A 26,245-nucleotide genomic window follows, 5' to 3' on the forward strand; every position below is an offset into this window, starting at 1 on the left:
ACCATGCACTACGTCATTCTCGGCACAGCAGGACACATTGACCACGGCAAAAGCTCGCTTGTAAAAGCCCTCACAGGCATTGACCCGGACAGGCTGAAGGAAGAGAAAGAGCGCGGCATCACCATTGACCTCGGCTTTGCGTACCTCTCATACCCTGACGGGATTAAAGTCGGCATAGTAGATGTGCCGGGTCATGAAAAATTAATAAAAAACATGCTTGCAGGCGTAGGCGGGATTGACATTATGCTTATGGTTATTGCCGCTGATGAAGGCATTATGCCCCAGAGCAGGGAACACCTTGCAATATGCGACATGTTAAAGGTTAAAAAGGGACTGATTGCGCTTACCAAGTCAGACATCGTTGAAAAGGACTGGCTCAATCTCGTCGCCGGTGAAATAAAAAATTTTGTAAAAGGCAGTTTTCTTGACGGCGCTGAAATAATTCCGGTCTCTGCAAAAACAGGGGATAATATTGATCTGCTGAAGGAAAAAATCAGGAAGGCGGCAGGGAATATTGATGCAAAGCCTGCAAATGGTCTGTTCAGGCTCCCGATAGATAGGGTATTTACGCTCAAAGGGTTCGGCACTGTTGTAACAGGGACGGCAGTCTCGGGAAGCCTCTCTGCGGATGCGGCTGTTGAAATCCTGCCAAAGGGCATAAAGACAAAGGTCCGGGGGCTTCAGAGCCACGGTGAAATGTTAAAGACAATATATGCGGGACAGAGGGCTGCGGTAAACCTGCAGGGAGTTTCAAAGGAAGAAATCCGGAGGGGAGACGTGCTTACCCTGCCCGACATGATAAAGCCTGCATCAGTTATAGATGCCTGGCTTGAGATTCTGGGGGAAGCCCCGGCTGTCAAAAGCAGGAGCCTCGTGCATATTCATACAGGGACTTCAGAAATCATGGCAAGAGTTATAATTTATGACAAAGAGAAGCTTAATCCCGGAGATAAGGCATACTGCCAGTTCAGGCTTCAAAGTCCTGCAGTGGTCCTGTCTGGAGACCGATATATCATCAGGCAGTTCTCGCCTCTTCTTACCATCGGGGGCGGTGAAGTGCTGGACCCTTCTCCGAAACGAAGAAAAAGAAAAGAAGGCATTGAAGACCTCAATATCCTCAGGTGCGGGACGCTTGAGGAAAAGCTCCTGTCAAAAATCCTTCAATCAGGCATTAACGGCATAGCTCCCCTGAGCCTTCACGGCTGGATTAAGGCAGAAATACCGGAAATAAAAAATGCGCTCAATTCACTTGTCAAAAAAGGCGCAGCGGTCAATTCAGGCGGGAGGCTTTTTCATAAAAGCTCCTGTGAGGGTTTTACAAAAAAAGTCCTTTACGCCGTAAGCGATTTTCACAAGAAAAATCCTCTGAAGGCAGGCATGCCCAAAGAAAATTTAAAGACGCTCTTTAAAGGGCTGTGCCAGAAAACCATAGATGAACTCATGGCTTTAATCAAAGACCTTGCGGTTGAAAAGGAATTCCTGAGATTAAAAACATTTAACGTCTCCTTAAGCGATGACAAGAAATTTTTAAAAAACAAAATACTGCGCGCGCTTGAAAGCGCCGCCTTTCAGCCCCCCATGAAGGATGAGCTTGCGAGAGCCGTTGCCGCCGGTGAAAAAGAAGTAAATGAATTGTTAAAAATCATGGCGGCTGAGAAAAGCCTTGTGCGGATAAACGACTCGCTCTACATCCCCTTGTCAAGCTATGAAAAAATGCTTAGCAGTCTCGGAGATTTCTTTAAGAAAAAACAGGAATTGACCGTTGCGGAATTCCGCGACATCCTCGGCACCACAAGGAAATACGCCCTTCCATTTCTTGAATTCCTTGACAGCAGCAGGGTCACCCTGCGGGTCGGCGACGTCAGAAAATTTATCCTGAAAGGCTGACAGTAAAAAAAACTGTTGAAAAATTTCTTAAAAACGTGCACAATCTTACATAGCGTTATTAACCAATAACCTTTTTTAAAAAGGAGGAGGCAGATATGCCAACCAAAAAAGCGGCAAAGAAGTCTGTGAAGAAGAAGGCGGCAAAGAAGGCAGTAAAGAAAAAAAGGACTCCGAATGCAGCGTTCATGAAGCCGATGAAGATCAGCGATGCGCTGTCAAGCGTTGTAGGCAGCAAACCGCTCCCGAGGACAGAGGTAACAAAGAAACTCTGGCAGTATATCAAGAAAAACAAGCTTCAGGACAGCGTCAATAGGAGAATGATCAATGCTGACGCAAATCTGAAGGCGGTGTTCAGGGGTGCAGGCAAGGTCTCAATGTTTGAGATGACCAAACTGGTCAATAAGCATCTTAGTTAAAAAGTTTTTAGCAGTCTGACAGAAAGCAGACACAACCCTGTGTGACGGTTATGTCTGCTTTCTGTTTTGGTCCGGTGTTTAAATGAATATATCATATGTGTATAGACATTTAAGGCAATAAAGATTTCACTCCCTCTTCCCATGCCTTGAGCATACCCTTGCCGACCGGAGAAAATTCAGAATGATCTTTTATATATCTCTTAAGTTCGGGTTTTATGTCCTGAACCGCATCACCTGATTCACTTATCAACTCGGCAGCCCGGGATGCAGAAAGACCGCAATGCGCTGTAGCAAATTTCTCAAGCGTTTTCCTGTCCCACCACTTTTTCGTACCGCCAATAGTCAGCGCAGGAACGTCCCTGCTGATATACGCAGTTGTCGTCACGATATCATACACCGGTGCAAGCTTTGTTCCCCCCCTTGTCGGGTCCGCATACAGCACGCCGAAATTTTTCAGATGGGCGTCGCCGTTCCGCAGCATTACCGTAAGCGCCAATGCCGCAAAAAACTGCTCACGCGCTATCTGCCGGTATCTGGGTGACACATAGTCGTTGATTGTTCTAACCACGCGCTCATAACTGCCGGTGTACTTGTCTTCAGTCCCAAGCCCCTGCAGCGCGCACATATCTTCAAATCCAACGTATTCTCCGGCATCCGTCATATCAAACCGTTTCATCACAAACAGCTTTCCATTATCGGAAAGAAAATTTTCTGGCGTAGGCAGACCTGCCCTCCGTACTGCTTTCATGCAGAAATACTCGTTTGCGGCGAGATAAGGATAATCCGAGCCCCATGATTTGACAATATAGGATAAAACATGCACAGTGGCGCGGTCTTTAGCGTCAAGCAGCACCTTTGGCTGAATTCCTGAAATACCTGAATGCATGGCATACTTTTGCAGCAATTCATTAAAAAGTTCTCCTGTATCAGGATAATGAAGAATGTCCTCAAGCGACTCCGGCGATAATTTAAAAGCCGGAGATTGTTCTTCAGTCAGGGTAAAACGGTTGCGGCCAATCTGATTCGTACCCACTACACTGAGCAATGTCAGATCATCCACACGGGCGATTTTTGCAAGCGCATTTTTGATGGCGGCTAACAGCGCCCCTTCAGGCAGATTCATCTGAAAAACCGGATGCAGGGTCTTATGAGTCCAGCTTTGCAGACGCACCGGCATGGTCAGGGATACAGCATACCTGTCTGACACATCCGGGAGATAATTAAAAACGTATTCCTCGTCCTGTTCAATGATGCCGCTTCTTTGTCCCGCTGTCCACACAGCCAGAGTGTTTTTCATGAACGCCTCTTTTCTGCTTCCATCTCTTTCTTTAGTTCATCCAGGGTAGGAGGCGCCCCTGCCGGACGGACTGTCAATTCCAATCCGAGATATTCAAGAATTCTCATGACCTTCCGTATGCCGATATCTGTAATTGCACCGCTTTCAAGCTGGCTGAGCGAAGTCCGGCTGATGCCGGTCTTTTGGGCAAGCTCTGCCTGTGAAAGTTTATAACGTTTTCTTTGACCTTGAATTTTTTCACCTAATTGTTTCATATATTTAACATTTTGCCATTTTTAAGCATTAATGTCAAGTATATTTAACATAAATTGGGATGAATTTAGTTTAACGCATCGTATTAAAAATTAGAAATTCGGCTGAATAGAGATAAAACTGAGGCGCAAAACAATACTTGACAATTATACTGCTGAGTTGTACAATTAAATCATGGAAATCGTAGCGGATGCGAGCGCATTTCTTGCCGTTGTACTTGATGAGTCCAATAGGGATTGGATTATTAATAAAACACTTGAAGGTAAAATAATCTCACCTGAAATTTTGCCATACGAAATCGGGAATGCATTGATTGCAGTCAGAAAAAAAGGACGGCTTACTGATCGAGAAGTAATAAATGCCTATGATATATCTCAGAGGATAGCCGTCAAGCTAGTGCCTGTAAGAATACATGATGCTTTAAAAATTGCTACAAGATTCAATATATACGCTTATGATGCATATTATCTGCAATGCTGCATTGAAAATAAATTGCCGCTCATCAGCCTTGATGACCGCATGTGTGATGTGGCAAGAAATCTTAACATAAAGGTGGCTAAATAAATGAAGACATACACTTACTCTCAGGCCCGGGAAAAATTGTCAGACGTCCTTGAAGAATCTAAAAAAGAGGAAATTGTTATTCGTCGCAGAAAAGGGGACATGTTTTCCATTGTGCCAAAGACTCCTGCTCGCCGCTCACCATTTGACATATCTGGTTTACATAAGAATATTTCACGCAAGGAAATATTAGAGGCTATTCGTGAATCTCGAGAAAGAGCATAATACAGCCTTTAACCAATAATCATCAATTTTTTAATCAATACGCTCTCGCCATATCCCTTTAAGTCTTAGCAGTTGACTAAAAATTTAAAGTAGGGACTTGATGTTACTTGCAGGACGCCTGAAAAATGCGGTAATATTTCGTAGAAAATCAGCGATAATGTCACAAAGCAGCTAAAGGAATGGTTTCCGCATCAATAATAGGTATTGGGTATCTTATGGTTATGTTTACTTCTAAACGACAAGCTCTTCACAATATGATGTCGGGTTGCGTCCTAATACAACTGAACCCGTTTTACTTTCCTTGGTAATCACATCCGGGATGCGAGGGTCAAGTCTTTACTTTTAGCATTTATAAAATTTGACCGGCTAAAGTAATTGTACGGCAAGACCGCTGCAAATAGAATATATAGGTGTGATATCCCACGTATTTTTTAGCAAAAAACTATTGACAAAACATTACAATGTAGTTATATTGTAGTTATGGCAGACATATCTTTTGAATGGGACGGAAATAAAAATTCCCAAAACAAAAAGAAACATGGTATATCCTTTGAGGAAGGGCAAACAGTATTCGTTGATGAAAATGCCTTGCTTCTTCATGACCCGGACCATTCAGAAGAAGATAGATTTATACTTCTTGGTTTAAGTTCCAATCGTCGCATTCTTGTTGTTTGCCACTGTTATCGAAAGAACGATGAAGTAATAAGAATTATATCTGCCCGCAAAGCAACGCGTTCAGAACAAAAACAATATTGGAAAAGGTGGTGAAATATGAGAAAAGAATACGATTTTTCAAAAGCTAAAAAAAATCCTTATGCCAGTCGCCTAAAACGACAGGTTACAATCCGGCTTGATGAGGAAACAATCAAGTATTTCAAAAAACTCTCGAAAGAAGCAGAAATACCATATCAAACTCTGATTAACCTCTATTTGCGTGATTGTGCTGTTTCAAGCCGCAGGCTTTCTTTGCAATGGAAAGCGGCTTAATAGAGTGACGAGGATCCGGTCTTTACTTTTAGCATTTCGTGGTGGCAGGTCTTGTTTTTTGCATACATGAAAAGACTGGATTCCTGCCTCCGCAGGAATGACGAATTTTTGTTGGTATCATTTTTTTAGAACAAACCCCACCATACTTAATTCTGATTCAGAATATTTGTCATGATTTTTTTAGCTCTGTCATGAGTTCCTGAAACCGCATCTCAACTAATGTACGGCGTCCGGGGGAGTTGATTCGCTTAATCATACGGCGGGCATTCATAATGTTGAATTTTTTCGGGAGATCAAGTTCAGGCAGGGAACGGAATAATTTTGACTTTGCCGGTCCCATATAAAAGAAATCAAGAAGCGCCTTTTCAGGAACTGCCATTTTGATTCCGGATTTGCCGGCCGGCTCATAGCCGAAGAAAAACTCCGGGGTGACATGATGTATGGAGAAGGTCCCCAGAGGTGTTTTGAAAAGATGCGTTCTTGCCGGAGAAACAGAATAAGTTATTGCAGGAATTTGAGAAATCATGCCATGGTAATAAAGCGCGCTTTGCATGGATATATAGCTTGGAAAAGGCGCAGTGAGATGCTCAGGCAATGCCAGCGGTTCCAATGCCTCAGGGAATACCCATAATCCCCGCTTAATACAGACAATATGATTGGAATCTTTCAGACGTGTAAGCAGCCTGCTTGCATGGTCTTTCCTTATGTCTAAGTACGCCATTACATCGGCAGTCCGGAAAACAGGCGCTTCTAATTTTTTAAGGCGCGCAAGCACATCTGTAAGTCTCATGACTCTTCCCCTTTAAGGGCTTCAGCAACCTTTAGCACTATTTCATCCCAGACGTCCTCTGAATTATACTGTTTTTGGTAATCCGGGTGAAGGTAAGAAAGCACCTGGCTTTTAAATACATCAAAGGCAACTGACATGACATTTGATTCAGCAATGTAGAGATGGCTTCTCAGTTTGCTGTTTGATATGTTTTTGTCTACCCCTGCATTCAGCAGTAAATTAAGGTCAAATATGTCTCTTGCCTGCGGTGTACTTCTGGTTACCAGGGCTTCCACTTTTTGCTCATAAGCGCTGTGAATGTCATAATGATTAGACATAATAGACGAGAGATTGTATGTCCTTACAAGTTCAGGACCTACAGGCTCAAATACAGTGTTCCCCTTCATTCCTCTTCTTGAAAACTCTATTTTTGTAGGGAGTACGATGCCGGAACCGGAAACAGCCAGCCCGACTTTCCATCGCTGAGTTGTCTCAGTTTGTTTCGGCTCAGACCAGCGGTCAATAATGATCCCGTGCACCTGAAGGATTTGTACAAAAGGTTTTGATTTTAAAATACTCACCACCGTATCCCGAAGCTTGTCTTTTGGAAGGTCATAGACATCCATATCCATGTCCTCGGAATAGCGGATACTTTTCAGATAAAAACGTAAGTTGCACCCTCCTTTCAGGGCATAGAACCTCTTATCTGTTTTCCGCCCCAACTGGTCAAGGAAAAGCAGGTGAAACAGCTCCACATATTGCATAACTGTATACTTGGTCATAGTCAACCCTCCATATTTCATAATACCTGCAGTTGTCATATATGTCAACTACAGGTATTATGAAATAACTGTTTTGAGATAATCGGCTCTAACAGGATTATAGGTTACTTGCAGGACGCCTGAAAAATGCGGTAATATTGAGCTGCAATGGGAGTGCATAGGGTTCTGGTGTCCCTCCCGGACTTCAAATCCGGTGTTTCCCGACAAAATCGGGAAGGGTGGGTTCGATTCCCACACGCTCCCGCCAGTAAAGACAGTGAATAGTGAACAGTAAACAGTTGTCAGTGGGAAAACAAAACAACAATAAAAGCATACTCTTTTGCAACTGTTACTACAGAACGCTTTATCCTGATTGAAAATCCGCTGATTACATGTTATTATTATATATTCGCTCAATAGATACTCTTTGGCTGAATAAATCCGTAAAGGAGGTAGTTACGAAGCGCATTCATTTCCCGCTCTTTTTGTTCCTTTTCTTATTACTGCTGATACCGGCATACTGCACGGCAGCTCAGGATGCTATGACCTCTCAAAACAGACCTATCGTTGTCCGTATCCCGTACTCAAGCTGGGCTGAAAAGGCTGAGCTTGCCGGCAGATTTACACTGCTGGATGCGCCTCCGGGACAGGGATATGTCGTTGCGATTTTATCGTCAGGAGAACTTGCAGAGCTTCAGGCGCAGGGAATCCGAATTGAAATTGAGTATGAACGCACCTCACAGGTTCAGTCGCCGCCGGGTTATACCTGCTACCGCACACCGGCAGAGATTGAAACTGCGTTGTCAGCTTATCAGTCTGCCCATCCAACGCTTGCGCAGGTGATTGACATAGGCGACAGTTGGGAAAAAATTCAGACCGGAGGAGTATCAGGATACGACCTGTGGATGCTTAAATTGACAAATCAGGGCATACCGGGACCCAAGCCTGCCTTTTTCATGGTAGGAAATATTCACGCCATTGAAATGGCAGGAGCAGAGGCGGCAATGGCTTTTGCCGACTGGCTGCTCAGCGGTTACGGTACTAATGCCGATGCCACATGGCTTCTGGACCGGCGCGATATATACATAGTTCCAATGGGCAACCCCGACGGCAGGATGATGGCTGAAACAGGCGCATACTGGAGAAAAAACATAGACAACAATGACGGCTGCAGCAACCCCGGTTTATGGGGCATTGACATTAACCGCAATTTTGCATCCAACTGGGGCGGCCCTGGATCAAGCGCCAGCGCCTGCTCGGGAACTTACCGCGGACCGGCTGTAGAGTCAGAGCCTGAAACAAAGGCAATCTCCGATGCACTGCGCGCCATTTTCCCTGACCCGGCAGACACAAGCGGAAGCATGATTACGCTTCACCAGTCAGGGCATTACATAGTATGGCCGTGGGGCAATGGATATTCACAGCCGCCATGGAATATGGTACCGCCCGACAAACCCGGCTTATCAGCGCTTGCTTACAAATACGCAAGCTACAACGGTTATACATCCATAATGGGCGACAACTGGTATCCTGCCGCAGGCGCTACCGAGGACTGGGCATACGAGGAACTTAACATAGCCGGATATACATTTGAGATAGGCTCAAGCCAGCCGTCTTCCTGCACTGAACTGCTGAACGAAATATCCCTGAATATGCCGGCGTTCATTTACGCCGCAAAGAGCGTTGACCCTGACCCTTATGAGGTCACACGCGGACCTGACTCTCTAAGAGTCAGCGCATCACCGGCTGAAGTGCCGCAGGGAAGCACGGTCGCGCTTAATGCAACAGCAAACGACACAAAAACAGGCTGGATGTCAGATCCGAATTTCCCCGGTATTGTGCCTGACCGTGCAATGCCGGTTTCGGCAGTTGAATACTACATTGACCTGCCACCCGCCGCAGGCGGCACACCACAGCCGATGGCGGCAGGCGACGGCATATTTGACGAAGTAGTTGAACCGGTCACAGCCAATGTTAATACAACCGGACTTGCTCCGGGCAAGCACTTATTGCTTGTGCGCGCACAGGACAACAAAGGACACTGGGGTGCATTTTCCGGAGTATTTTTCACAGTCAGCGATACCCTGCCTGCCGTTTTTGTCAACAGCATCATGATGACCTACCGCGGAACTTACAAGGTACAGGGACAAGTTCAAATCTACAACGAGGCTATGCAGGCAATAGCCGGAGCTTCTGTTACTGCCCAATGGACAAAACCTGACGGGCAGACATCAGTTCAGACAGTTACTACTAATACCGGAGGTCTTGCTTCCTTCAGGCTTAACTCCACACAACAGGGCGTTTACACCTTGACAGTGCAGAATGTTACAAAAAGCGGCTACATCTATGACCCAAGCCTGAACATTGAGACAAGCGAACAGCTCCAGGTGCCGTAACTTTAAAGACAGTTAACAGTTATCAGTTGACCATTGACAGTAGAAAAACAAACAACTGTCAACTTACTTTAAAAGCCCGTAGTCCGCAAGTGTCTTTTTTAACTTTTCTTTATTTGCATCGCTCATCGGGCAAAGCGGGAGTCTGAACTCCTCCTGAATTTTACCCATCATGCTTAAGGCGGTCTTTGCAGGAATAGGGTTTGTCTCTATAAACATGACCTGATTTATGGGTTCCAGTTTAAAGTGAAGCCTCCTTGCCTCCTGTAAATTGCCTGAATCCCATGCCTTGCACATGGAAGCGACATCTTTTGGCGCAACGTTTGCTGAAACAGAGATTACACCCTTTCCTCCGAGTGCAAGCAGGGTTAATGTCGTAAAGTCATCACCTGATATAACAGCCATTCTGTCCCCGCAGAGGCGTATCACCTCGCTTACCTGTTTCATGTCGCCTGTTGCCTCTTTGATGCCGACGATGTTTTTAATTTCTGCAAGCCTTGCAACCGTAGGCGGAAGCATATTTACGGCTGTGCGTCCCGGGACATTGTATAAAATCTGCGGTATGTCAACCGCCTCTGCGATTTTTTTATGATGCCTGTAAAGCCCTTCCTGTGTGGGCTTGTTGTAATATGGAGAAACAAGCAGTGCGGCATCCGCGCCTAATTTTTTTGCCTTCTCCGTAATCATAATGGTCTCATCAGTTGAATTTGCGCCTGTGCCTGCAATGACAGGCACCCGCTTATTAACAGCCTTGACCGTTATTTCAATCACCCTGTAATGTTCTTCATAATCCAGAGTGGCGGATTCTCCGGTAGTGCCGCACGGGACAATGGCGTTTGTGCCTTCGGCAATATGCCATTCAATCAAATCACCGAGCGCCTTTTCATCAACCTTGCCGTTTTTAAACGGCGTGACTATTGCAACAATTGAGCCTTTAAACATGACAACCTCCTTTAATGCCCTTAAGATTCCGTTTATTTTACATCAAGAAGGGTGAATTTTGCTTGCAGATTTTAGGGCTTTTCGTCTAATATTGCAAATCAGCATTTTAAAAGAACTTTTTTACAGAAGGAGTCTGCATGCTTTCCAAAATTTTAAGCGCTGCGTTAATCGGCATTGACGCGCATGTGGTTGAGGTTGAGGTGGACATCACTTCAAAGGGACTTCCCCATTTCTCCACCGTAGGACTGCCTGATACGGCAGTTAAAGAAAGCAAAGACAGGGTTAGGGCGGCGCTTAAAAACACAGGGTTTAATTTCCCGCTAAAACAAATCACTGTAAACCTCGCGCCTGCCGACATAAAAAAAGAGGGCTCGGCATTTGACCTGCCTATTGCGCTTGGGATAACTGTGGCAGAAGGCATAATTGAACCGGATGCTACGCGGGGATTTATGCTTTCAGGCGAGCTGTCATTGGACGGGCGGCTGAAGCCTGTAAAAGGCGCCATTTCAATGGCAATCAGGGCGCGGGAGAAAAATTTCAGGGGGTTAATCCTTCCGAATGAAAATGCCAAAGAGGCCGCGGTTGTAAGCGGCATTGATGTCTATGGCTTTGAAAGCCTCCCCCAACTCATAGAATTTTTCAGGGACTCAAATGCAGTTCAACCTACGGCGGTTAACATAGAGTCTGTCATGCAGGAGAACTCCGTTTATCAGGACGACTTTGCCGATGTCAAAGGACAGGAGCATGTAAAGCGCGCGCTTGAAGTTGCGGCTGCGGGAAATCACAATGTCCTGATGATAGGGCCGCCGGGCTCGGGCAAGACCATGCTCGCAAAGAGAATCTCAACTATACTGCCTGACATGACATTTGAAGAATCGCTTCAGACAACAAGGATTCACAGCGTAATGGGGCTGCTCAGAAACGAGCAGTCCCTTGTTGCGACAAGGCCGTTCCGCTCTCCGCACCATACGCTTTCAGATGTGGCAATGGTGGGTGGAGGACAAATTCCAAAACCCGGAGAGGTGAGCCTTGCGCATAACGGAGTTTTATTTCTTGACGAGCTTCCTGAATTCAAAAGAAATGTGCTTGAAGTCCTGCGCCAGCCCATTGAAGACGGTTCAGTGACCATCTCAAGGGCGGTAAGCTCCATCACCTACCCTGCATCAATCATGCTTGTATGCGCCATGAACCCCTGCCCCTGCGGATACACAGGCGATGCGCGGCATCAGTGCACATGCCCGCCTTCACACATACAGCGCTACAGGCAGAAAGTCTCAGGCCCCCTGCTTGACAGGATTGACATACATGTAGAAGTTCCGGCGGTTCCGTACAAGGAACTTTCAAAAGACCTCTCCGGCGAGCCGTCCAAAGACATCCGCCGCAGGGTTCAAAATGCAAGAAAGACTCAGGTGGGGAGATTTAAAAAAGACAGCATTTATTCAAATGCCAAAATGCGCTCAAAGCACATCAAAAAATACTGCACGCCCAAACAAGAGGCTCAGGGCATACTTGAAACCGCGATGCAGAAACTCGGTCTCTCTGCGCGGGCTTACACAAGGATACTGAAAGTCTCCCGCACCATTGCGGATCTGGAAGGCTCGGCGGATATTCAGGCGCATCATGTTTCAGAGGCTATTCAGTACAGGACCCTGGACCGGGGGATGTTTTAGTTGAAAATAGCCGTCAAAAAAAATCCTTGACAAAAAACTAAATTCCGGTTATTCTATGATTATGAAACTAACGAACTATACGAAAATCTTCAAGGCCCTGTCAAATGAACAGCGATTGAAGATATTTATGATGCTTTACAAAAACTGCTGCGTACCCGAAGGGTCCAAGGCTATGGCGGAGTTTCACATAAAAGGGGAGCCGTGCTGTGCTGTAAAAGGAGGCATGGAGAAGGCATTTACAAAAATCTGCGACTGCATGAAACTTTCAAGGTCCACAATCTCGCATCATTTCAAAGAACTCCAGAATGCCGGATTAATAACATGTGTGCGTGAGGGCCAGCTTTTTCGCTGCAGGGTAAATAAGGACGTGGTCAAGACCATAAAAGATTTTCTGAAGTAATTTTTTTTGGCAGGTATGTTCTATTGTTTTAAAATACTAAAAGGCTGAAAGGAGGTGAACAGAAATGGAAAAAGAATGCTGTAATATCAAGATTACCGGCACCGAAGACGGACTTCGCATTGATATCAAAGGCGAAGGGCTCAAAGAAAAATGTGAAGCTGTGTTCAAAAACTGCTGCTCGGACGACACGAAAAAGTCAGGGTTTCAATCCTGCTGCGGTTCCGGCAAGTAATCAGCGTTCTATCGGCTTATCGGTATGGCGCTAATCAGAAGGGAGGGAGGGCTTATGAAAGCCGTCCCTCCCCTCTGCCCCTTTAGATAGGCAAAGGCATAGGCCGCGGCACTCTTCATAAAAAGAACTTGACAAGTTTAAATCAATCACTTAAAATAAGTGAGTGCTAACTTATAAATAAAAGGGGGCAACAATGGGAAGACGAAAGATTATCAGGGATGAGCAGTTGCTGCAGCACGCGCGGAAAGAGTTTCTGAAAAAAGGCGCATTCGGGTCAACCAAGGAAATTGCCCGCAGGGCCGGGGTTTCCGAGGCAACTATTTATCAGCGATACCCGACAAAGGCCACGCTCTTTCTGGCCGCGATGGTCCCGCAGCAGGTCGATATTAATGCCGTAATCAATTCATTTACAAAAGAGACTGACCCGCGCCGCGTCCTGACTGAGATCGGGCTTAAGATTTTGGCTTATTTTCGCACGCTCATTCCGGTCGTCATGCATCTGATAACCAATCCATCAATAAGCATGGCTGACGTGAACGCCCACTTTAAGGGCAAGCCGGTAGTAGAACTCTCAGAGGCCCTTGCAGCACACATGAATGAGGCTAATTCGCGGGGAACAATTAAGGCCGATAATCCCATGGCCGCGGCCAGCCTTTTCGTTTCAGCAATACACAGCCTGGCGGTATATGAGTTGATGGAAGTTCACGGCGGCAAGAGCATGGACCATGCTGTAAAGCAATTTGTTGAGGCGCTCTGGAGCGGCATAGCGCCGATTAGCCTGAAGCGCAAAACCGCATCATATAAAAAAGCAGTGCGTAGACATTAAGGAGGTTGTCAGGCATATGTCAAACTTTATTCAGTTCAATCAGGTTTCCAGATGGTTTGAATCAGCGTCAGTTCGTTTTGACGCTCTGAAAAACATCAATCTCCAGATTAAAAGAGGGGAGCATGTGGCGATTGTCGGAAAGTCGGGCAGCGGCAAATCCACTCTTCTTAATATGCTGACAGGCATTGACCATCCCAGCCGGGGGACGGTCAAGATTAATTCCACCGATGTCCACACATTGAACGAAAGCCAACTGGCAAAGTGGCGTGGAGAAAATGTCGGCATAGTCTTTCAGTTCTTTCAGCTTATTCCAACCCTCAGCATCAGGGAAAATCTGCTGCTTGCAATGGACTTCGTAAGTATTATCCCAAAAAATGAGCGCAGCAATCGGGCTGAGGCGCTGCTTGCGCAGGTAGGCATCTCGCAGCATGCGGACAAGCTGCCTGCCGGATTGTCCGGCGGCGAACAGCAGCGGGCCGCCATTGCCCGCGCGCTGGCCAATGACCCGCCGATTCTGGTCGCGGACGAACCTACCGGGAATTTAGACAGCATAACCACAGAGGCTATTCAAAGACTGTTTGCCGATCTCGTAAGAAACGGCAAAACAGTCATAGTAGTGACGCACGAAAACATATCAAATTCTAAATACAGCCGTATCATATCGCTTAGCGACGGTGCCGTCATAAGCGACAGAAAGAATTAACAGGGGGTTTATATGCATGCGGCCATTATCATCATCATTGCGGCAGTCGCAGCTAAATTGAAAGGAGTCGCTCCCATGAACATGAAATTGAGAAAAGTTATCGGCGATTTGCGGGTCAATCCGGGCCGCATAATACTTGTCATCTTTGCATTGATAATCGGACTATGGGGCGTCGGATCTATCCTGGTGTCATATATCATCTTAAGCCGCGATCTAAATGAGAATTTCGTAAGAACCACCCCTCTTCACGCTGCCATAACATCCGGAGATTTTAATAGGCTGGATTTGACGGCATTGAGAAGCCGGCCGGAGATTGAGAATGCAGAATTTAGGGATTTTGCTACGCTGAGGATTGAAACGCATCCGGATGAATGGATCCCCCTATGGTTGTTCGGCGTTGAAGATTTCAACAATTTCAAGCTGGCGCGAATATTTGACCAAAAGGGCGGCGGCACGCCTGCGGCGCCTGAAGACGGGGCAATGTTGGTTGAGCGCGACGGACTTCGCTTCTCTGATTTGAATGCCGGTTCTCCTGCGCACGTTCGTGCAGGAGGCAGGAACGTTGATGTTCCGGTTGCCGGAATAAGTTTTGATCCGTCTCAGGCTCCGGGCACACAGGACCACCTGATTTATGCGTATGTAAATAAGAAAACCTTCTCGGAAATTACCGGCGGGGCAGCCAACCGGCGATTGATTATTCGTTTTAAAAATGTGAAGACAAAACAGGAGGTTCAGACCGCGGCAGACGGTCTTGTAAATTATTTTAAAACATCGGGCATTGGGGTTGATACCGTTAAAATACCAAAATTTATGGAGCATCCCCATCAGTGGCAGTTAAACACCCTGCTGTTTATGGAAGGGAGTATCGGTTTCCTTGCATTCTTTTTAGGTGCCGTGCTGGTATCTCAATTAATAGCGGCTATACTGGCAGGGCAAATAAGGCAAATAGGCATTCTCAATGCCATCGGCGCATCGCGGTTCCGGGTCTTTCAAATCTATTTAACGATGGTGCTGGTCCTGGGAGTTATATCCGGAGTGATTGCAATACCGCTTGCAATTAAGTCCGGCTACGCATACGCATACTTTGTGGCGAATATCCTTAATTTTGAAATCCTAATCACATCCTTGCCGCATTATATGTATTTTTATCTCACAGCCGCGAGCCTGTTATTGCCCGTCTTACTGTCCCTCCCGGCAATTGTAAAAGGGACGCGGATATCGGTCCGTGAGGCGTTAAGCGATTACGGCATTCAACAGGATGCCGGCGCCAAAAAATCCAAGTTCATTAATAAATTGCCGCTTCCGCGAAATTTCAGATTGGCTTTTGAGAATACCATGCGCCGCAAAAAACGCCTTGCAATCACAGTAGCCGCCATGGCGCTCGGCGTGGCAATTTTCAACACAGGGTTCAATGTGCAGCAATCACTCAAGGACCTCCTGTCGGACGTGAACAACAGCATGAAGCATGATGTTCAGGTAGTGCTTATCAACCAGATGCCGAAAGATGAAGCGCTGAAATATTTCAGCGGCATTGACAACATAAGCAGAATAGAAACATGGAATGGCGGCCGCGGCGCAATGCAAAATATGATCGTCTCAACAGATTCCGGAGTGGGAATTATCGCCCTTCCCTATAACAGCGATCTCTTTGCCTTCAGGTCCATTAAAGGGCGCTGGCTGAGCGGTCCTGCCGAGCCTGAGATAGTGATGAATCAGGAGGCGGCAGTGATATACGATAATCCGGCAATCGGCAGCTACCATATGCTGAGCGTCAGGGGGAAACAATTAAAGGCAAAACTGGTCGGGATTGTTGATGAATTTGAAAAGCCGAAGATTTATATGGCCCAGGAACAGTATGATGCGGTCGCTAATCCAGATCACTACATTAATAGTTTAATGTTTGTCGCCAAGGATAAAAGCTATGACAAGGTAATAGCCCTGAAAAAAGATATAGAGAAGGCGATTAAGCCGTCCACCCTGCAAGTCCTCTATGTCATGATGCAGGCTGAGCGTGTCAAAATTATCTACGACCACCTAAAAATAATCTTAGTGACAATCGTGTTCTTTGCCCTGCTGGTGCTCGTGGTCAGCGCCATAGGAATGGCATCTGCCACGGGCATTAATATAATGGAGCGGACCCGTGAGATTGGCGTGCTGAGAGCCATCGGGGCCACTCCTAAAATCATCTACAGCCTGTTTGTAGCCGAAGGGATGATAGTGAGCGTCATAAGTATATTTTTCGGATTGTTATTGTCGTGGCCACTCAGCATCATTGCATCAAAGTTCTTCGGCAACTTGATGCTGGATGTCGATCTTCATTATTCATTCAGTAAAACCGGCTTTGTGATAACGCTAATCGCAACTTTAATTTTCGGCTGGATAGCCAGCCGAATCCCGGCACGCAAAGCAATCAAGGTTTCAACCCGGGAAGCGCTGGCGTATGAGTAGGCAGGAGGCAGTTATGTCGACAGGACAGGGTAAAAAAATATGCTTTGGTGATAATCGCAACCGGCCTTGGAGTAAAACGCCAATGGTTTCTAAGATTCCTGACGGTAAATTCAAAGGACTTTTTAAATTGATTCTGGACGAAAACTCTATTCTGAGGATTGACGGCGACCGCAGGGGAACAAGAATATCATGTATAAAAGGCGCTGTATATATTACCCAGCAAAATGATATTAAAGATCATGTACTGCCTGCTGATGAGAGCTTTCTGATTAACAGGCAAGGGCGCATCATTATCTGGGCACTTTCCGCCGCCGCAATAGAAATAGATTTTTGCGATACTGGCAGATACTGCCTGATAGAACGGCTGAGGCGTTTTATCGCAATGGGAGGATTATGAAATGAAGTATAGATTATCTTTAAAGGAGATATCATGAAACTTTCAACTATTTCCAAACTAACGGTCAGCGGGCAGTCCTCTCTGATGTTTCAATTACTTAAAATGAGCAATGAATTTTACCGCTTGTGTTTTGTTTCCGCCGCTTTATCCAATGGCGTTTATGATAATTTTATCGGGGGGAAAGCAAGCTTTGAACGCCTCTGCGAAAAGCTTGGCATTATATCCAACCGCGAAGGGCTTCGGGCCTGGCTTGAACTCGGGGTGAGCCTTGGTGAATTGAAACGCGCCGGAAATGAGTATCAAATAAAGGGCAAGCTGTCAAAGACATTAATGAAATCAAGTAATGACGCGTATAAAGCCCTTCTGGAAGAAATCGTTAGATATCATTATCCCTTTGTGATGGATACGCCGGCTATGCTCAAGGAGCAGAAATTGTTTCCCTTTGATGAATCCACCGGAGAGTTGGTTGCGCGTTCTTCCCGTATAAGCGAGCCTTTTATCTTTGAAGCAGTGGACGCGGCAATTCCCGCGCAGGGGGATTTCACATTGCTGGAGATTGGTTGCGGTTCAGGAATTTACATTCAACGGGCTTGCGCGCGTAATTCAAGGCTCCGCGCCGTCGGCCTTGACCTTCAGGAAAAAGTGGCTGACTTTGCGCGAAATAACATTACGAACTGGGGATTGGATAATCGCGTAACCATTAAACATTGCGACGTGAGGGGTTATTCAAGCAGCCGGAAATTTGACCTGATAACACTCCACCAGAATATCTATTATTTCCCGGCGGCAGACAGGGTGACATTGTTCAGGCACTTAAACAATTATTTAAAACCAGGCGGGTGGGTGTTACTAACAACAGTCTGTCAGGGCGGCAGCCCAATCATGCAGATATTGAATATTTGGGCGTCTACGAGTGAAGGATATGGCCCTTTGCCCTACCCTGAGCAATTGTGTCAGCAATTCAAAGAGGCCGGCTTTGCCAAAGTAAAAATAAAGCGTCTCATACCGTTTGAAAGCTTTTGGGCATTTGTTGCGGCAAAACCATATTAAATTAAGGAGGATGAACCATGGCAAAAATAGGCATTCTGACATGTTCCAATGCAACACAAGACCTTGGCTGTTCGTCGGTCAGTTGTTTATCCGATTTCCGGAAAAGAAAAGGTGCGTTTGCGGATTATCCACAAGATGAAACGCTGACATTAATTGGGATAATAAACTGCCCGGGCTGCCCGACCCTCACAGGCCCGGATAAATTACTTCAGAGAATCCGCGCACTGACGGAGTTTGGAGTAGATGCAATCCATTTCACTTACTGCATAAAGACGCTGTGTCCTTTTAAAGAGAAATATAAAGCGGCACTTGAACAGGCATTCCCGAACATAAGGATTGTTATCGGCACGCATGAAGAGCGCGTTGCACCTGAAGAATATCGCCGGCGCGTTAAGCGGCTGTTCTGCCAGCCGCGTAAAGCAATGGGGGATATCATTCTAAAAAAAGATGAAGAAGACTAAAGATGCCCTGAAAATTGACGCGGCACAATGACAGCCGCACTCGCTTAGCATAATCTTTGAGGAGATTGAATGAAAAAAACTCTTACCACAATAGTCTGGATATTTTTATATTTAAGCGTTGCAGTCGCAGCGCTCTTTCTCCTCTTTTACCTGCTGACCATAGGGGAATATTCTGTTCCAAGGACGGTTGCAGACGACCCTTCTCTGTCTCGCGTAGAAATAAACGGCAGGGTGTTTCATGCTGAGACTTTCGGCAATTACGCAAATCCTGTAGTTATTATAGTTCACGGCGGTCCGGGCTGGGACTATCGAGGTTTATTGCCGCTGAAGAACCTGTCAAATGAATATTACGTGGTCTTTTACGATCAGATGGGGACTGGCCTTTCTCCGAGGGTCAATCCAAAAGAAATCACCTTGGAACCCACAATGCAAGACCTTGACTCCATCGTTGATCATTTTGGAAAAGGCAAGAAGGTGAACCTGATAGGCCATTCATGGGGCGCAATGCTCGTTTCCGGATATCTCGGCAGGCATCCTGAAAAAGTGGGGCATGCCGTGCTCGCCGAACCCGGGTTTCTGACAACCGGAATGATGAAACAGGCAGGAGTAAAATTTGGGCTGCGGTGGGAAGCCGGGTTTCTGCTCCGGGCGGCAAAGGCGTGGTTCCAGTCTCTACACATCAAGGGGCCTGACAAAGATGCAGCGTCAGATTATTTCATAGGCCGGGTGGCGCCCTATGCCAACCCGGAATACTATTGCAACAGCGAAGTGCCTGATGCTGCAACCCTGCACCGGCGTTCAGGCGCTCAGTCCATGCAGGCGATCCTTCGTTCCGCAATGGATGATAAAGGCGATTTTCACATTAATCTGGTCAAAGGCGTTGAACGCTTCACTTCTCCTGTTCTCTTCCTGACCACTGAATGCAATCAACTCATCGGCAGGCAACACCAGGAGAAACAGGCGAAGTTTTTTCCCAATGTAAAAATTAAGATTATCAAAGGCAGCGGTCATTCAATGTTTGGAGAAAAGCCTGCGGAAAGCATCAGAGTCGTGAGGGAGTACTTGAAAAACCGCTGATTGCAACCGGAATTTAAATTATAAAAAAACAGTTTGATACGCATAAAATACGGCGATGCCGCATTGAAAGGAGACTGTCATGAAAAAAGAAAGCAACATTTATTCTATAGGGATTACACCGACCGACAAAAACTGTCCGGCAGGTGAAAAGACAGGAGGCATGTACCTTAAGCAAGGGAAGATACCGGTCTTGTCTTGCGAGGGCGCCTGCATTCGGGGAGAGATCTCCCGCCTTGCCGCCCACATGGTGGCAAAGGAAGAGCCGTACCGCCGGGGCTGCAACGGTGAATTGCTCACAGTGCCCGGCTCTGCCCTGACGCAGTGGATTACGTCTGCGGAGAAAATTGTCCTTATTGACGGCTGCTTTCTCCATTGCTACGGCAGGATACTTGAAAATCTGCTCGGCAAAGAAAAACTGGCCATATTTGACGCCCTATCGTACTACAGAAAATACACAGAACATTTTGACATTGATGAAGTGCCGGAAGTGCAACGCAGAGAAACCGCTAAGATGGTGGCAGACGCTGTCCTTGCCAAACTGCAAAGAACAAATAGTCGCAGCACAAAGACCTGTGCAGAGACGGCCTGCGAGGGATCTGCATCCGCTGCATCAGCGTCTGCAAAGGGAACAGGCTGCGGCTCTTGAGCAATGCACGCTGCAATGCCTTTGCTTCAGTTTCAAAACATAAAAAAACCCCCTTGCAAAAGCAAGGGGGGCTTTTGACAGTCAATTACAGTTTTGTAACGTTGATTGCCTTGGGGCCTTTTGGTCCCTTTTCGGTATCAAAGCTTACTGAGTCACCCTCGGCAAGGCTTTTAAAACCGTTACCCAGGATTGACGTGTGATGTACGAATACATCTCCGCCGTCTTCGCTTGTAATAAAGCCAAAACCCTTTGAGTCATTGAACCACTTTACTGTTCCATTAGACATTTTGTTTACCTCCTTTTTTTAAAACTCAAATTTCAGAAGGTCTTAACAAATAAAAAAACCACAAAGTCTTTGTGGTCTCGTCAACAGCAAAAACTTCTAAAATTCTGTATTAATATTAACAGGTGCTTAAATAGTTTGTCAAGGGAAAAATAAGTGTGGGAAAAATAAGTGTGTGTTTATGGAATATAATTGCGCTTTTTCATCATCAGCCGCCTGAGTGTTAACAACTGCCTTTTACCCCTTGACTTAGACAACAATGTTTGGTAATATAAAAAAAGGGGTTATATATAGGATGAGTATCCTGCTTAAAAAAATAGGGGGAAAGGAATATGCCTACCTCGCATACCGGGCCGGCGTTAGGGTGGTGCATAAATATCTTGGTCCTGTGGAAAGCAACAGAGTGGCCAAAAAAATCTCAGAAATGAAGGCATCTGAAAAGGTTCGGGAGGAATACCGGAGTTTATTCTGGGACACTGACCTGAAAAATATCCATATTAGGAGAAATGCAAGTTATATAATAGAACGCATCCTTGAGATGGGAGACCTAAGCGCCCTGAAATGGATTCAAGGGATTTATCCGGCGCGGAAGATAATAGAGGTAATAGAGACGAGCAGAAAAATATCGCAAAAGTCCAAAAACTTCTGGCAGATATGGTTTGGGACGGCTGATGCATCTTGAATGCTTGCCTGCCAAAGGGCAAAAGGCGCTTGGCTGGTTTAAGAATATTGCCGCAAAAAAGCATCTGATCCTCGCAGGCGGGACAGCCCTGGCACTCCAGCTTGGGCACAGGATATCAGTAGACCTTGATTTTTTTACCATGGATGATTTCTCTTCTGAATCTCTAATTCAGGAGATTAAACGCCTTAAGTTTGATTATCAAATACTTCAGGAGGAGGCCGGTAGTCTGACCGTTATTGTAAACAGCGTAAAAGTGTCGGTCTTCAGGTATCACTGTCCCTTTACTGACCTTAAAGTCAAGATAAAAAGCATTCCGGTTGCGAGCATTCTGGACATAGCCGCCATGAAGGTCATCGCCATAACCCAAAGAGGCGCAAAAAGGGATTTTGCAGACCTTTACTTTATCCTGCAGGATACCCCTTTCCGGAAAGTTGCCGCGAATATGCTCAGGCGGTTCGGCACAGAAAGGGTCAATCCTCTTCTCATTGGCAAGGCGTTAGTGTTTTTTAATGATGCCGAGGGCGACCCCGAACCTCAATACTTAAGGGACAAGCCGGACTGGAAAGATATAAAAAGATTCTTTAAAAAAAATGTAAAGCAGATAGTGTTTGACCTTCAAAACGCAAAAGAAGAACTACAACAATAAGTGACACCCCGTTTTTCTTGACACAATACCTCATATTCAGTTAAGGGAGCGCAGGGTCAGGTCTTTGATTTTACTATTTTGCCTTAAATAAATTATGCCCGGCACTGCGGGGGCGTTGTAGATTTTGAGCTATGACTATCAAGCTGTCTGACCCCATTGTCTTTCTCTGTATAGCAGCGCTTGGAATAGGACATTAAAGAAATAGCTTCTTCAGATATGTATCAGCCTTAAGAATATTAATTCCTCCAACTGTTTTTTCTCTTTTCATCTCTTTTACCATCTGAATGCCTTTTAAACGATACTTCTCACAAAAATATTTCAGGTTTTGAGATAAATTTGAATCACTGACTTTTGCCTCAATCACTTCCACAATTTGATTATTATTTGTGAGACAAAAATCTACCTCCTTTTTATCTTTTGTACGAAGATATTTCAGTTCAAAATTTTCTCCTTTATAGTCATTGCTGCCAAAAACATGTTTCAATAAACTTAATGCTATAAAGTTTTCAAACTTCGCTCCATTATCTCCAACAACAAGACCATTATCAAAAAAATATATTTTGGGTTCTTTCAATATGGAGCGGGCAATATTTCTTGAATGCGGAGTAATCCTGAAAATTATATATAAAGTTTCAAGTATCTGAATATATTTAATTATTGTAGTTGGAGAAGCATTTACATCCTCTGCAATGGAGGCGTAGGATACAGGCGTCCCCACTTTTCTCCTCAGAAGTCCAAAAACCGTCTGTATTGTTCTGAAATCATGAATTCTCTCAAAATCAAGTATGTCCGTCCGGATAAGACCATCCGCATACTGATTCCTCCACCGTTTTGCATCAATTTCATTATTTGAAAGAAAAGGCTCAGGGAAACCTCCTCTTTGAATAAAATGTTCAATGTCACTGCTTATCGGCTCTTTCTGAAGTTCAGAAATAGAAAACGGCATTAATCTATGAGTAAAAAATCTGCCGGCTAAAGAATCACCTGCCTGCCTGAATACGTCCAGCCTTGCGCTTCCGGTAACAAGAATTTTGAGATTCTTTGGTTTTGTATCGTAAACCCCTTTTAGATAATTTTTCCATCCTGGCATTTTATGCAGTTCATCAAGAATCAACAACTCGGTTGACTGAAGCCATGATTCATTTTTTATAATCTGCCTGTCTTCAAAGCTGTCGTAATTCAGATAGGCTGTATTTTTAAATTGTTTTCCGATTTCAAGGGCAAGCCATGTCTTTCCAACCTGTCGCGGCCCGACAATGAAGACTATTTTCTTAGTCAGATCTTTAAGGATAGGTTCAATTTGCCTGCGGTACATACTGACTATTATGCACAAAAATGGATAATAGTCAAGACTATTCTCCAAAGTCGTGGAAAATAGTCGGGGCGCAGCGGCAGGTCTTCAATTTTATTATTTTGCCTTAAATATTATGTATGTTTTGAAAAACTGCAACCGGAGAGTTATAATATCAGCCTAAAAGGCAATGCAAAAACACGATGACAAGCAGATTGCGCGGGATTTCTGGATGCGTCAGGGGCGGCAGCTTGTCGCTATTGCAATAGCGCTTTTTCTTGTGTTATTTTTTGCCGTAGTCTACAAACGCCATGACCTGTTCGGAGGGTTCTCAAAAAATACCCTTATTTCAGCCCAGCTTGCGGTAATAACCGCATTTGTCGGTTTTACAGCCTTTAACTGGAGATGTCCCTCATGTAAAAAATATCTCGGCAAAGATATTAATAAGCGCGTGTGCAGGCACTGCAAAGCCAAATTGAGATAAGAGTAAGATTATGTGGCGCTCCGCCCACGCCCGGGTTCATTTCTCAAACACCTTTTTTACGCGGCCTATTTCTCCGCTTTCCAGACGGACTTTAATTCCATGGGGATGCGCGGGTGAATTAGTTAAAATATCCTTTACAATTCCTTCTGTGAGTTTTCCTGTCTGCTGGTCTTTTTTAAGCACGATTAAAATACGCAATCCGCGTTTTATATCTTCGCGTCTGGTCCCGTCCATAAAGCGCTCTCCTGTGAGTTATTCCTTTGCCTTGTCTTGTTTATTTTTTCTGCTGCCCTTGTACAACGCATACTCAAGGAGCCTGCATTCTATGGCGCCGTTAAAAAACTGCACCTTTCTCTCAGCCCTTAATCCCACCTTCTTTGCCAGATTAGGATTACCGGTAAAAATATATCCTTTATACCCCTGGCACTTCTGTTTAAAGAAATCGCCGATCCCCTTGTACACACCCTCAAGCTCTTTAGCCTTGCCCATTCTTTCTCCATATTCAGGGTTGAGGATTATTATACCGCCTCCGTCAGGAATTTCGGTTTCAGAATAATCACATACGGCAAATTCAATTAAGCGCTCTACACCGGCGGCAGCAGCATTGCTCCTTGCCGCCTCAACCGCATCTGCACTGATATCAGTAGCAATGATTCTGCAATTTAAGGTCTTTTTAGCATCTTTTTTTGCCTGTGCGCGCAGTTCCTTCCAGAGAGATTCATTAAATCCCTTCAGATGCATAAACCCGAAATTATCCCTGAATATCCCTGAGGCCCTGTTCAGTCCTGCCAGGGCGGCTTCTATGGCAAGGGTGCCGCTTCCGCACATGGGATTGATGAAATGGCCGCTCCCGTTCCATGCTGTCGCTTTTATAACCGCGGCCGCAAGGGTCTCCTGCATGGGCGCCTTCATCGGGATTTTTCTGTAATTGCGTTTGGAAAGCGGCTCTCCTGAGGTGTCAAGATAAATGGAGCAGTCCTCGCCCTTCCAGTACAGGTTTACCACAGCCCTGTCTTTTTCAGGGCCTGAATCAGGGCGCCGGCTGCACTTTTCCTTAATGCGGTCCACAATCGCATCCTTGCACTTTACATTGGCAAAGAGAGAGGTTCTGATGGTCGGATTATCCACACTTGACGTCACACAGACATATCCGTCACCGGCTATATATTCTTCCCAGGCTATATCAGACACCGCGCGATAGAGGTCTTCAGCATCTTCCGCACTGAATTTCCTGAGGAGAAAGAGGACCCGGTGCCCTGTGCGGAGCAGGAGATTCAGCCTGATGGTATCGTCCATAGTCCCCCCGGTCTCAAGGCCCGCGGCAGTTTCAGAGATTACCGGGAACCCGAGCGCAACGAGTTCTTCCCTTAAAAAAGGCGTTATCCCCTTGGCGCAGGTAATCAGGATTTTGCTTTTTTCCATCGCTGTTATTTCTTCTTTTTATCTGACGGGTCTTTGCGGTCTGAGACAGTGATTATGAAATTACCGGGCTCTAATTCGGGATTTTTCTCAAGCTCGTCAATAAAGACTGCAATCGCCTTGCGGATAAAGGCTGAGAAGTGCAGATTCCTCGGCAATGCATGAATCCTCTGACGCGTGTCTTCGTCAATTGTCGTTGTGTATTTTGCCATAACAACCCCTCATCTGATGAAATTTACCACAAAAAACAGCTTACACCATCTCTATCCCGCTGAACTTTTCTTCAAACTTTTTGGTCTTGTCCTCAAATCCAATATGCAGGTGTTCCAGTTCAGAAAAGAGGGAATTTATATTATAGCCATCTGCTATAATGATGTAGATTACAGCGTGAACACCGGCTACTGAAGAGTATAAAATAACGATGTTTTGTCATTGTGGCAAAGTCTGTCACCGTTTATCAGGAACCGCCGCTGTCTTTTGTAAAAGATTCTCTGAGCGCAAATGACAAGGTGTGAGCGCTTTTAAATGTATTTTATGGCAACGTCATAGACTATAGCTGCATGGTCTTTACAAGAGCCGCTGCTTCCGCAGTTGAGTTCTCCTTTTGCCGCTGCGTTATGGTTTCTAATCATCGCTGTTATGACCTGCTTCAGATCAAATCCGCCGTCAATACATTCCTTGCCCAGACAGTCAAGCTTGAAAAAAGCGGCGCTGCCGGGAGCAAAATTGACGGTCCGCAGCAATAATTTCGTTCCACTCTGGGTGTACCTCATGCTAATAACGATGTTTGCAACTTCAGGGAAGTGTGTGGATATAAAACCTGCGTCAAGTTTCTGCTGGGTTTTTTCTGCCTTTGCCTCTTTCCTTCTTTCTCTGTTGGTGTTCATAATCCTCCTATTCTTAAACTCAAATCTCAGAATGCCTCAATAAAAAAGGCCACAAAGTCAAAAGTCTTTGTAGCCTCATAAACGGCAAAAACTTCTAAAATTCTATAGTTAGTATAACAAGTACTCAAACAATTAGTCAAAGGAAAAAATAAT

At 45.5% G+C, this 26,245-nt stretch carries 33 protein-coding genes and 1 tRNA gene; 23 read left to right on the forward strand and 11 right to left on the reverse strand.

Features of this window, described 5'->3' with window-relative positions; all coding sequences use genetic code 11:
• Nucleotides 1-3 precede the first annotated feature (3 nt).
• Both selB and HZA10_09140 read left to right on the forward strand, forming a co-directional pair.
• The gene (selB, locus tag HZA10_09135) at nucleotides 4-1,887 is read left to right on the forward strand and encodes a selenocysteine-specific translation elongation factor (GenBank protein MBI5196473.1); all 1,884 of its coding nucleotides are present in this window, start codon (nucleotides 4-6) and stop codon (nucleotides 1,885-1,887) included.
• 95 nt (nucleotides 1,888-1,982) lie between these two features.
• Entirely contained in the window at nucleotides 1,983-2,303 is a 321-nt protein-coding gene (locus HZA10_09140; GenBank protein MBI5196474.1) for an SWIB/MDM2 domain-containing protein, read from the forward strand.
• 109 nt (nucleotides 2,304-2,412) lie between these two features.
• Here HZA10_09140 and HZA10_09145 read toward each other — a convergent pair whose 3' ends face one another.
• Together HZA10_09145 and HZA10_09150 are read right to left on the reverse strand one after the other, a co-directional pair.
• Entirely contained in the window at nucleotides 2,413-3,600 is a 1,188-nt protein-coding gene (locus HZA10_09145; GenBank protein ID MBI5196475.1) for a type II toxin-antitoxin system HipA family toxin, read from the reverse strand.
• Nucleotides 3,597-3,854, reverse strand: coding sequence for a helix-turn-helix transcriptional regulator (locus tag HZA10_09150; protein ID MBI5196476.1), 258 nt, complete (start codon nucleotides 3,852-3,854; stop codon nucleotides 3,597-3,599). The genes HZA10_09145 and HZA10_09150 overlap by 4 nt, the downstream gene beginning before the upstream one ends.
• 172 nt (nucleotides 3,855-4,026) lie before the next feature.
• Here HZA10_09150 and HZA10_09155 point away from each other — a divergent pair, with 172 nt between their 5' ends.
• From HZA10_09155 to HZA10_09170, 4 genes are all read left to right on the forward strand, one after another.
• Nucleotides 4,027-4,416, forward strand: coding sequence for a type II toxin-antitoxin system VapC family toxin (locus tag HZA10_09155; GenBank protein ID MBI5196477.1), 390 nt, complete (start codon nucleotides 4,027-4,029; stop codon nucleotides 4,414-4,416).
• On the forward strand, nucleotides 4,417-4,638 hold the full coding sequence (locus HZA10_09160) for a type II toxin-antitoxin system Phd/YefM family antitoxin (GenBank protein ID MBI5196478.1): 222 nt from the start codon (nucleotides 4,417-4,419) through the stop codon (nucleotides 4,636-4,638).
• A gap of 480 nt (nucleotides 4,639-5,118) precedes the next feature.
• Entirely contained in the window at nucleotides 5,119-5,406 is a 288-nt protein-coding gene (locus HZA10_09165; GenBank protein MBI5196479.1) for a BrnT family toxin, read from the forward strand.
• A 3-nt stretch (nucleotides 5,407-5,409) separates the two neighbouring features.
• Complete coding sequence (locus tag HZA10_09170) at nucleotides 5,410-5,625, forward strand: BrnA antitoxin family protein (GenBank protein ID MBI5196480.1); 216 nt, start codon at nucleotides 5,410-5,412, stop codon at nucleotides 5,623-5,625.
• 169 nt (nucleotides 5,626-5,794) lie between these two features.
• On the opposite strand, the gene HZA10_09175 is transcribed toward HZA10_09170, so the two are convergent.
• Both HZA10_09175 and HZA10_09180 read right to left on the reverse strand, forming a co-directional pair.
• The gene (locus tag HZA10_09175) at nucleotides 5,795-6,415 is read right to left on the reverse strand and encodes a hypothetical protein (GenBank protein ID MBI5196481.1); all 621 of its coding nucleotides are present in this window, start codon (nucleotides 6,413-6,415) and stop codon (nucleotides 5,795-5,797) included.
• Entirely contained in the window at nucleotides 6,412-7,176 is a 765-nt protein-coding gene (locus HZA10_09180; protein MBI5196482.1) for a nucleotidyl transferase AbiEii/AbiGii toxin family protein, read from the reverse strand. The genes HZA10_09175 and HZA10_09180 overlap by 4 nt, the downstream gene beginning before the upstream one ends.
• 149 nt (nucleotides 7,177-7,325) lie before the next feature.
• On the opposite strand from HZA10_09180, the gene HZA10_09185 reads away from it, so the two are divergent.
• Nucleotides 7,326-7,423: transfer RNA gene (locus HZA10_09185), tRNA-Sec, on the forward strand.
• A 124-nt stretch (nucleotides 7,424-7,547) separates the two neighbouring features.
• Nucleotides 7,548-9,551 carry a hypothetical protein gene (locus HZA10_09190; GenBank protein MBI5196483.1) on the forward strand — a complete coding sequence of 668 codons (2,004 nt, stop codon included), beginning with the start codon at nucleotides 7,548-7,550 and terminating at the stop codon, nucleotides 9,549-9,551.
• 63 nt (nucleotides 9,552-9,614) lie between these two features.
• Here the strand turns inward: HZA10_09190 and HZA10_09195 are convergent, their stop codons facing one another.
• Nucleotides 9,615-10,490 carry a 4-hydroxy-tetrahydrodipicolinate synthase gene (locus HZA10_09195; protein ID MBI5196484.1) on the reverse strand — a complete coding sequence of 292 codons (876 nt, stop codon included), beginning with the start codon at nucleotides 10,488-10,490 and terminating at the stop codon, nucleotides 9,615-9,617.
• Between the two features lie 137 nt (nucleotides 10,491-10,627).
• Here HZA10_09195 and HZA10_09200 point away from each other — a divergent pair, with 137 nt between their 5' ends.
• The 11 genes from HZA10_09200 (at nucleotide 10,628) to HZA10_09250 (ending at nucleotide 20,400) form a co-directional block, all read left to right on the forward strand.
• A complete protein-coding gene (locus tag HZA10_09200; GenBank protein ID MBI5196485.1) occupies nucleotides 10,628-12,160 on the forward strand; it encodes a YifB family Mg chelatase-like AAA ATPase in 1,533 nt (510 codons plus the stop codon).
• A 61-nt stretch (nucleotides 12,161-12,221) separates the two neighbouring features.
• Nucleotides 12,222-12,560, forward strand: coding sequence for a helix-turn-helix transcriptional regulator (locus tag HZA10_09205; GenBank protein ID MBI5196486.1), 339 nt, complete (start codon nucleotides 12,222-12,224; stop codon nucleotides 12,558-12,560).
• 64 nt (nucleotides 12,561-12,624) lie between these two features.
• Nucleotides 12,625-12,792 (forward strand): hypothetical protein, encoded by a 168-nt coding sequence (locus HZA10_09210; protein MBI5196487.1) that lies wholly within the window; start codon nucleotides 12,625-12,627, stop codon nucleotides 12,790-12,792.
• A 193-nt stretch (nucleotides 12,793-12,985) separates the two neighbouring features.
• Complete coding sequence (locus HZA10_09215; GenBank protein ID MBI5196488.1) at nucleotides 12,986-13,618, forward strand: TetR/AcrR family transcriptional regulator; 633 nt, start codon at nucleotides 12,986-12,988, stop codon at nucleotides 13,616-13,618.
• A gap of 16 nt (nucleotides 13,619-13,634) precedes the next feature.
• A complete protein-coding gene (locus HZA10_09220) occupies nucleotides 13,635-14,321 on the forward strand; it encodes an ABC transporter ATP-binding protein (GenBank protein ID MBI5196489.1) in 687 nt (228 codons plus the stop codon).
• A 12-nt stretch (nucleotides 14,322-14,333) separates the two neighbouring features.
• Entirely contained in the window at nucleotides 14,334-16,769 is a 2,436-nt protein-coding gene (locus HZA10_09225) for an ABC transporter permease (protein ID MBI5196490.1), read from the forward strand.
• A gap of 82 nt (nucleotides 16,770-16,851) precedes the next feature.
• Nucleotides 16,852-17,166, forward strand: a complete 315-nt coding sequence (locus HZA10_09230; protein MBI5196491.1) for a DUF2917 domain-containing protein — start codon at nucleotides 16,852-16,854, stop codon at nucleotides 17,164-17,166.
• A 33-nt stretch (nucleotides 17,167-17,199) separates the two neighbouring features.
• Nucleotides 17,200-18,216 carry a class I SAM-dependent methyltransferase gene (locus HZA10_09235; GenBank protein ID MBI5196492.1) on the forward strand — a complete coding sequence of 339 codons (1,017 nt, stop codon included), beginning with the start codon at nucleotides 17,200-17,202 and terminating at the stop codon, nucleotides 18,214-18,216.
• A 17-nt stretch (nucleotides 18,217-18,233) separates the two neighbouring features.
• The gene (locus HZA10_09240; GenBank protein MBI5196493.1) at nucleotides 18,234-18,677 is read left to right on the forward strand and encodes a CGGC domain-containing protein; all 444 of its coding nucleotides are present in this window, start codon (nucleotides 18,234-18,236) and stop codon (nucleotides 18,675-18,677) included.
• Between the two features lie 69 nt (nucleotides 18,678-18,746).
• The gene (locus HZA10_09245; protein MBI5196494.1) at nucleotides 18,747-19,754 is read left to right on the forward strand and encodes an alpha/beta hydrolase; all 1,008 of its coding nucleotides are present in this window, start codon (nucleotides 18,747-18,749) and stop codon (nucleotides 19,752-19,754) included.
• 79 nt (nucleotides 19,755-19,833) lie between these two features.
• Nucleotides 19,834-20,400, forward strand: a complete 567-nt coding sequence (locus HZA10_09250; GenBank protein ID MBI5196495.1) for a hypothetical protein — start codon at nucleotides 19,834-19,836, stop codon at nucleotides 20,398-20,400.
• Nucleotides 20,401-20,485: 85 nt separating this feature from the next.
• Here the strand turns inward: HZA10_09250 and HZA10_09255 are convergent, their stop codons facing one another.
• Complete coding sequence (locus HZA10_09255; protein MBI5196496.1) at nucleotides 20,486-20,686, reverse strand: cold shock domain-containing protein; 201 nt, start codon at nucleotides 20,684-20,686, stop codon at nucleotides 20,486-20,488.
• 292 nt (nucleotides 20,687-20,978) lie between these two features.
• Here HZA10_09255 and HZA10_09260 point away from each other — a divergent pair, with 292 nt between their 5' ends.
• Complete coding sequence (locus HZA10_09260) at nucleotides 20,979-21,365, forward strand: hypothetical protein (protein MBI5196497.1); 387 nt, start codon at nucleotides 20,979-20,981, stop codon at nucleotides 21,363-21,365.
• Nucleotides 21,355-22,011 (forward strand): nucleotidyl transferase AbiEii/AbiGii toxin family protein, encoded by a 657-nt coding sequence (locus HZA10_09265; protein MBI5196498.1) that lies wholly within the window; start codon nucleotides 21,355-21,357, stop codon nucleotides 22,009-22,011. The genes HZA10_09260 and HZA10_09265 overlap by 11 nt, the downstream gene beginning before the upstream one ends.
• 193 nt (nucleotides 22,012-22,204) lie before the next feature.
• Here HZA10_09265 and HZA10_09270 read toward each other — a convergent pair whose 3' ends face one another.
• Entirely contained in the window at nucleotides 22,205-23,326 is a 1,122-nt protein-coding gene (locus HZA10_09270; GenBank protein MBI5196499.1) for an ATP-binding protein, read from the reverse strand.
• A 166-nt stretch (nucleotides 23,327-23,492) separates the two neighbouring features.
• Between HZA10_09270 and HZA10_09275 the strand changes: the two genes are divergently transcribed.
• Nucleotides 23,493-23,786, forward strand: a complete 294-nt coding sequence (locus tag HZA10_09275; protein ID MBI5196500.1) for a hypothetical protein — start codon at nucleotides 23,493-23,495, stop codon at nucleotides 23,784-23,786.
• Nucleotides 23,787-23,822: 36 nt separating this feature from the next.
• On the opposite strand, the gene HZA10_09280 is transcribed toward HZA10_09275, so the two are convergent.
• The 3 genes from HZA10_09280 to HZA10_09290 are packed head-to-tail and all read right to left on the reverse strand — an operon-like array spanning nucleotide 23,823 to nucleotide 25,417.
• Nucleotides 23,823-24,020 carry a YwbE family protein gene (locus HZA10_09280; protein MBI5196501.1) on the reverse strand — a complete coding sequence of 66 codons (198 nt, stop codon included), beginning with the start codon at nucleotides 24,018-24,020 and terminating at the stop codon, nucleotides 23,823-23,825.
• 18 nt (nucleotides 24,021-24,038) lie between these two features.
• On the reverse strand, nucleotides 24,039-25,208 hold the full coding sequence (locus HZA10_09285) for a class I SAM-dependent RNA methyltransferase (GenBank protein ID MBI5196502.1): 1,170 nt from the start codon (nucleotides 25,206-25,208) through the stop codon (nucleotides 24,039-24,041).
• A 5-nt stretch (nucleotides 25,209-25,213) separates the two neighbouring features.
• A complete protein-coding gene (locus HZA10_09290; GenBank protein ID MBI5196503.1) occupies nucleotides 25,214-25,417 on the reverse strand; it encodes a hypothetical protein in 204 nt (67 codons plus the stop codon).
• Between the two features lie 16 nt (nucleotides 25,418-25,433).
• Here HZA10_09290 and HZA10_09295 point away from each other — a divergent pair, with 16 nt between their 5' ends.
• Entirely contained in the window at nucleotides 25,434-25,610 is a 177-nt protein-coding gene (locus HZA10_09295) for a hypothetical protein (GenBank protein MBI5196504.1), read from the forward strand.
• 116 nt (nucleotides 25,611-25,726) lie between these two features.
• On the opposite strand, the gene HZA10_09300 is transcribed toward HZA10_09295, so the two are convergent.
• A complete protein-coding gene (locus tag HZA10_09300) occupies nucleotides 25,727-26,092 on the reverse strand; it encodes a hypothetical protein (GenBank protein MBI5196505.1) in 366 nt (121 codons plus the stop codon).
• Between the last annotated feature and the right edge of the window lie 153 nt (nucleotides 26,093-26,245).

It is taken from the genome of Nitrospirota bacterium (assembly GCA_016212185.1).
Classification (GTDB): domain Bacteria; phylum Nitrospirota; class Thermodesulfovibrionia; order UBA6902; family DSMQ01; genus JACRGX01.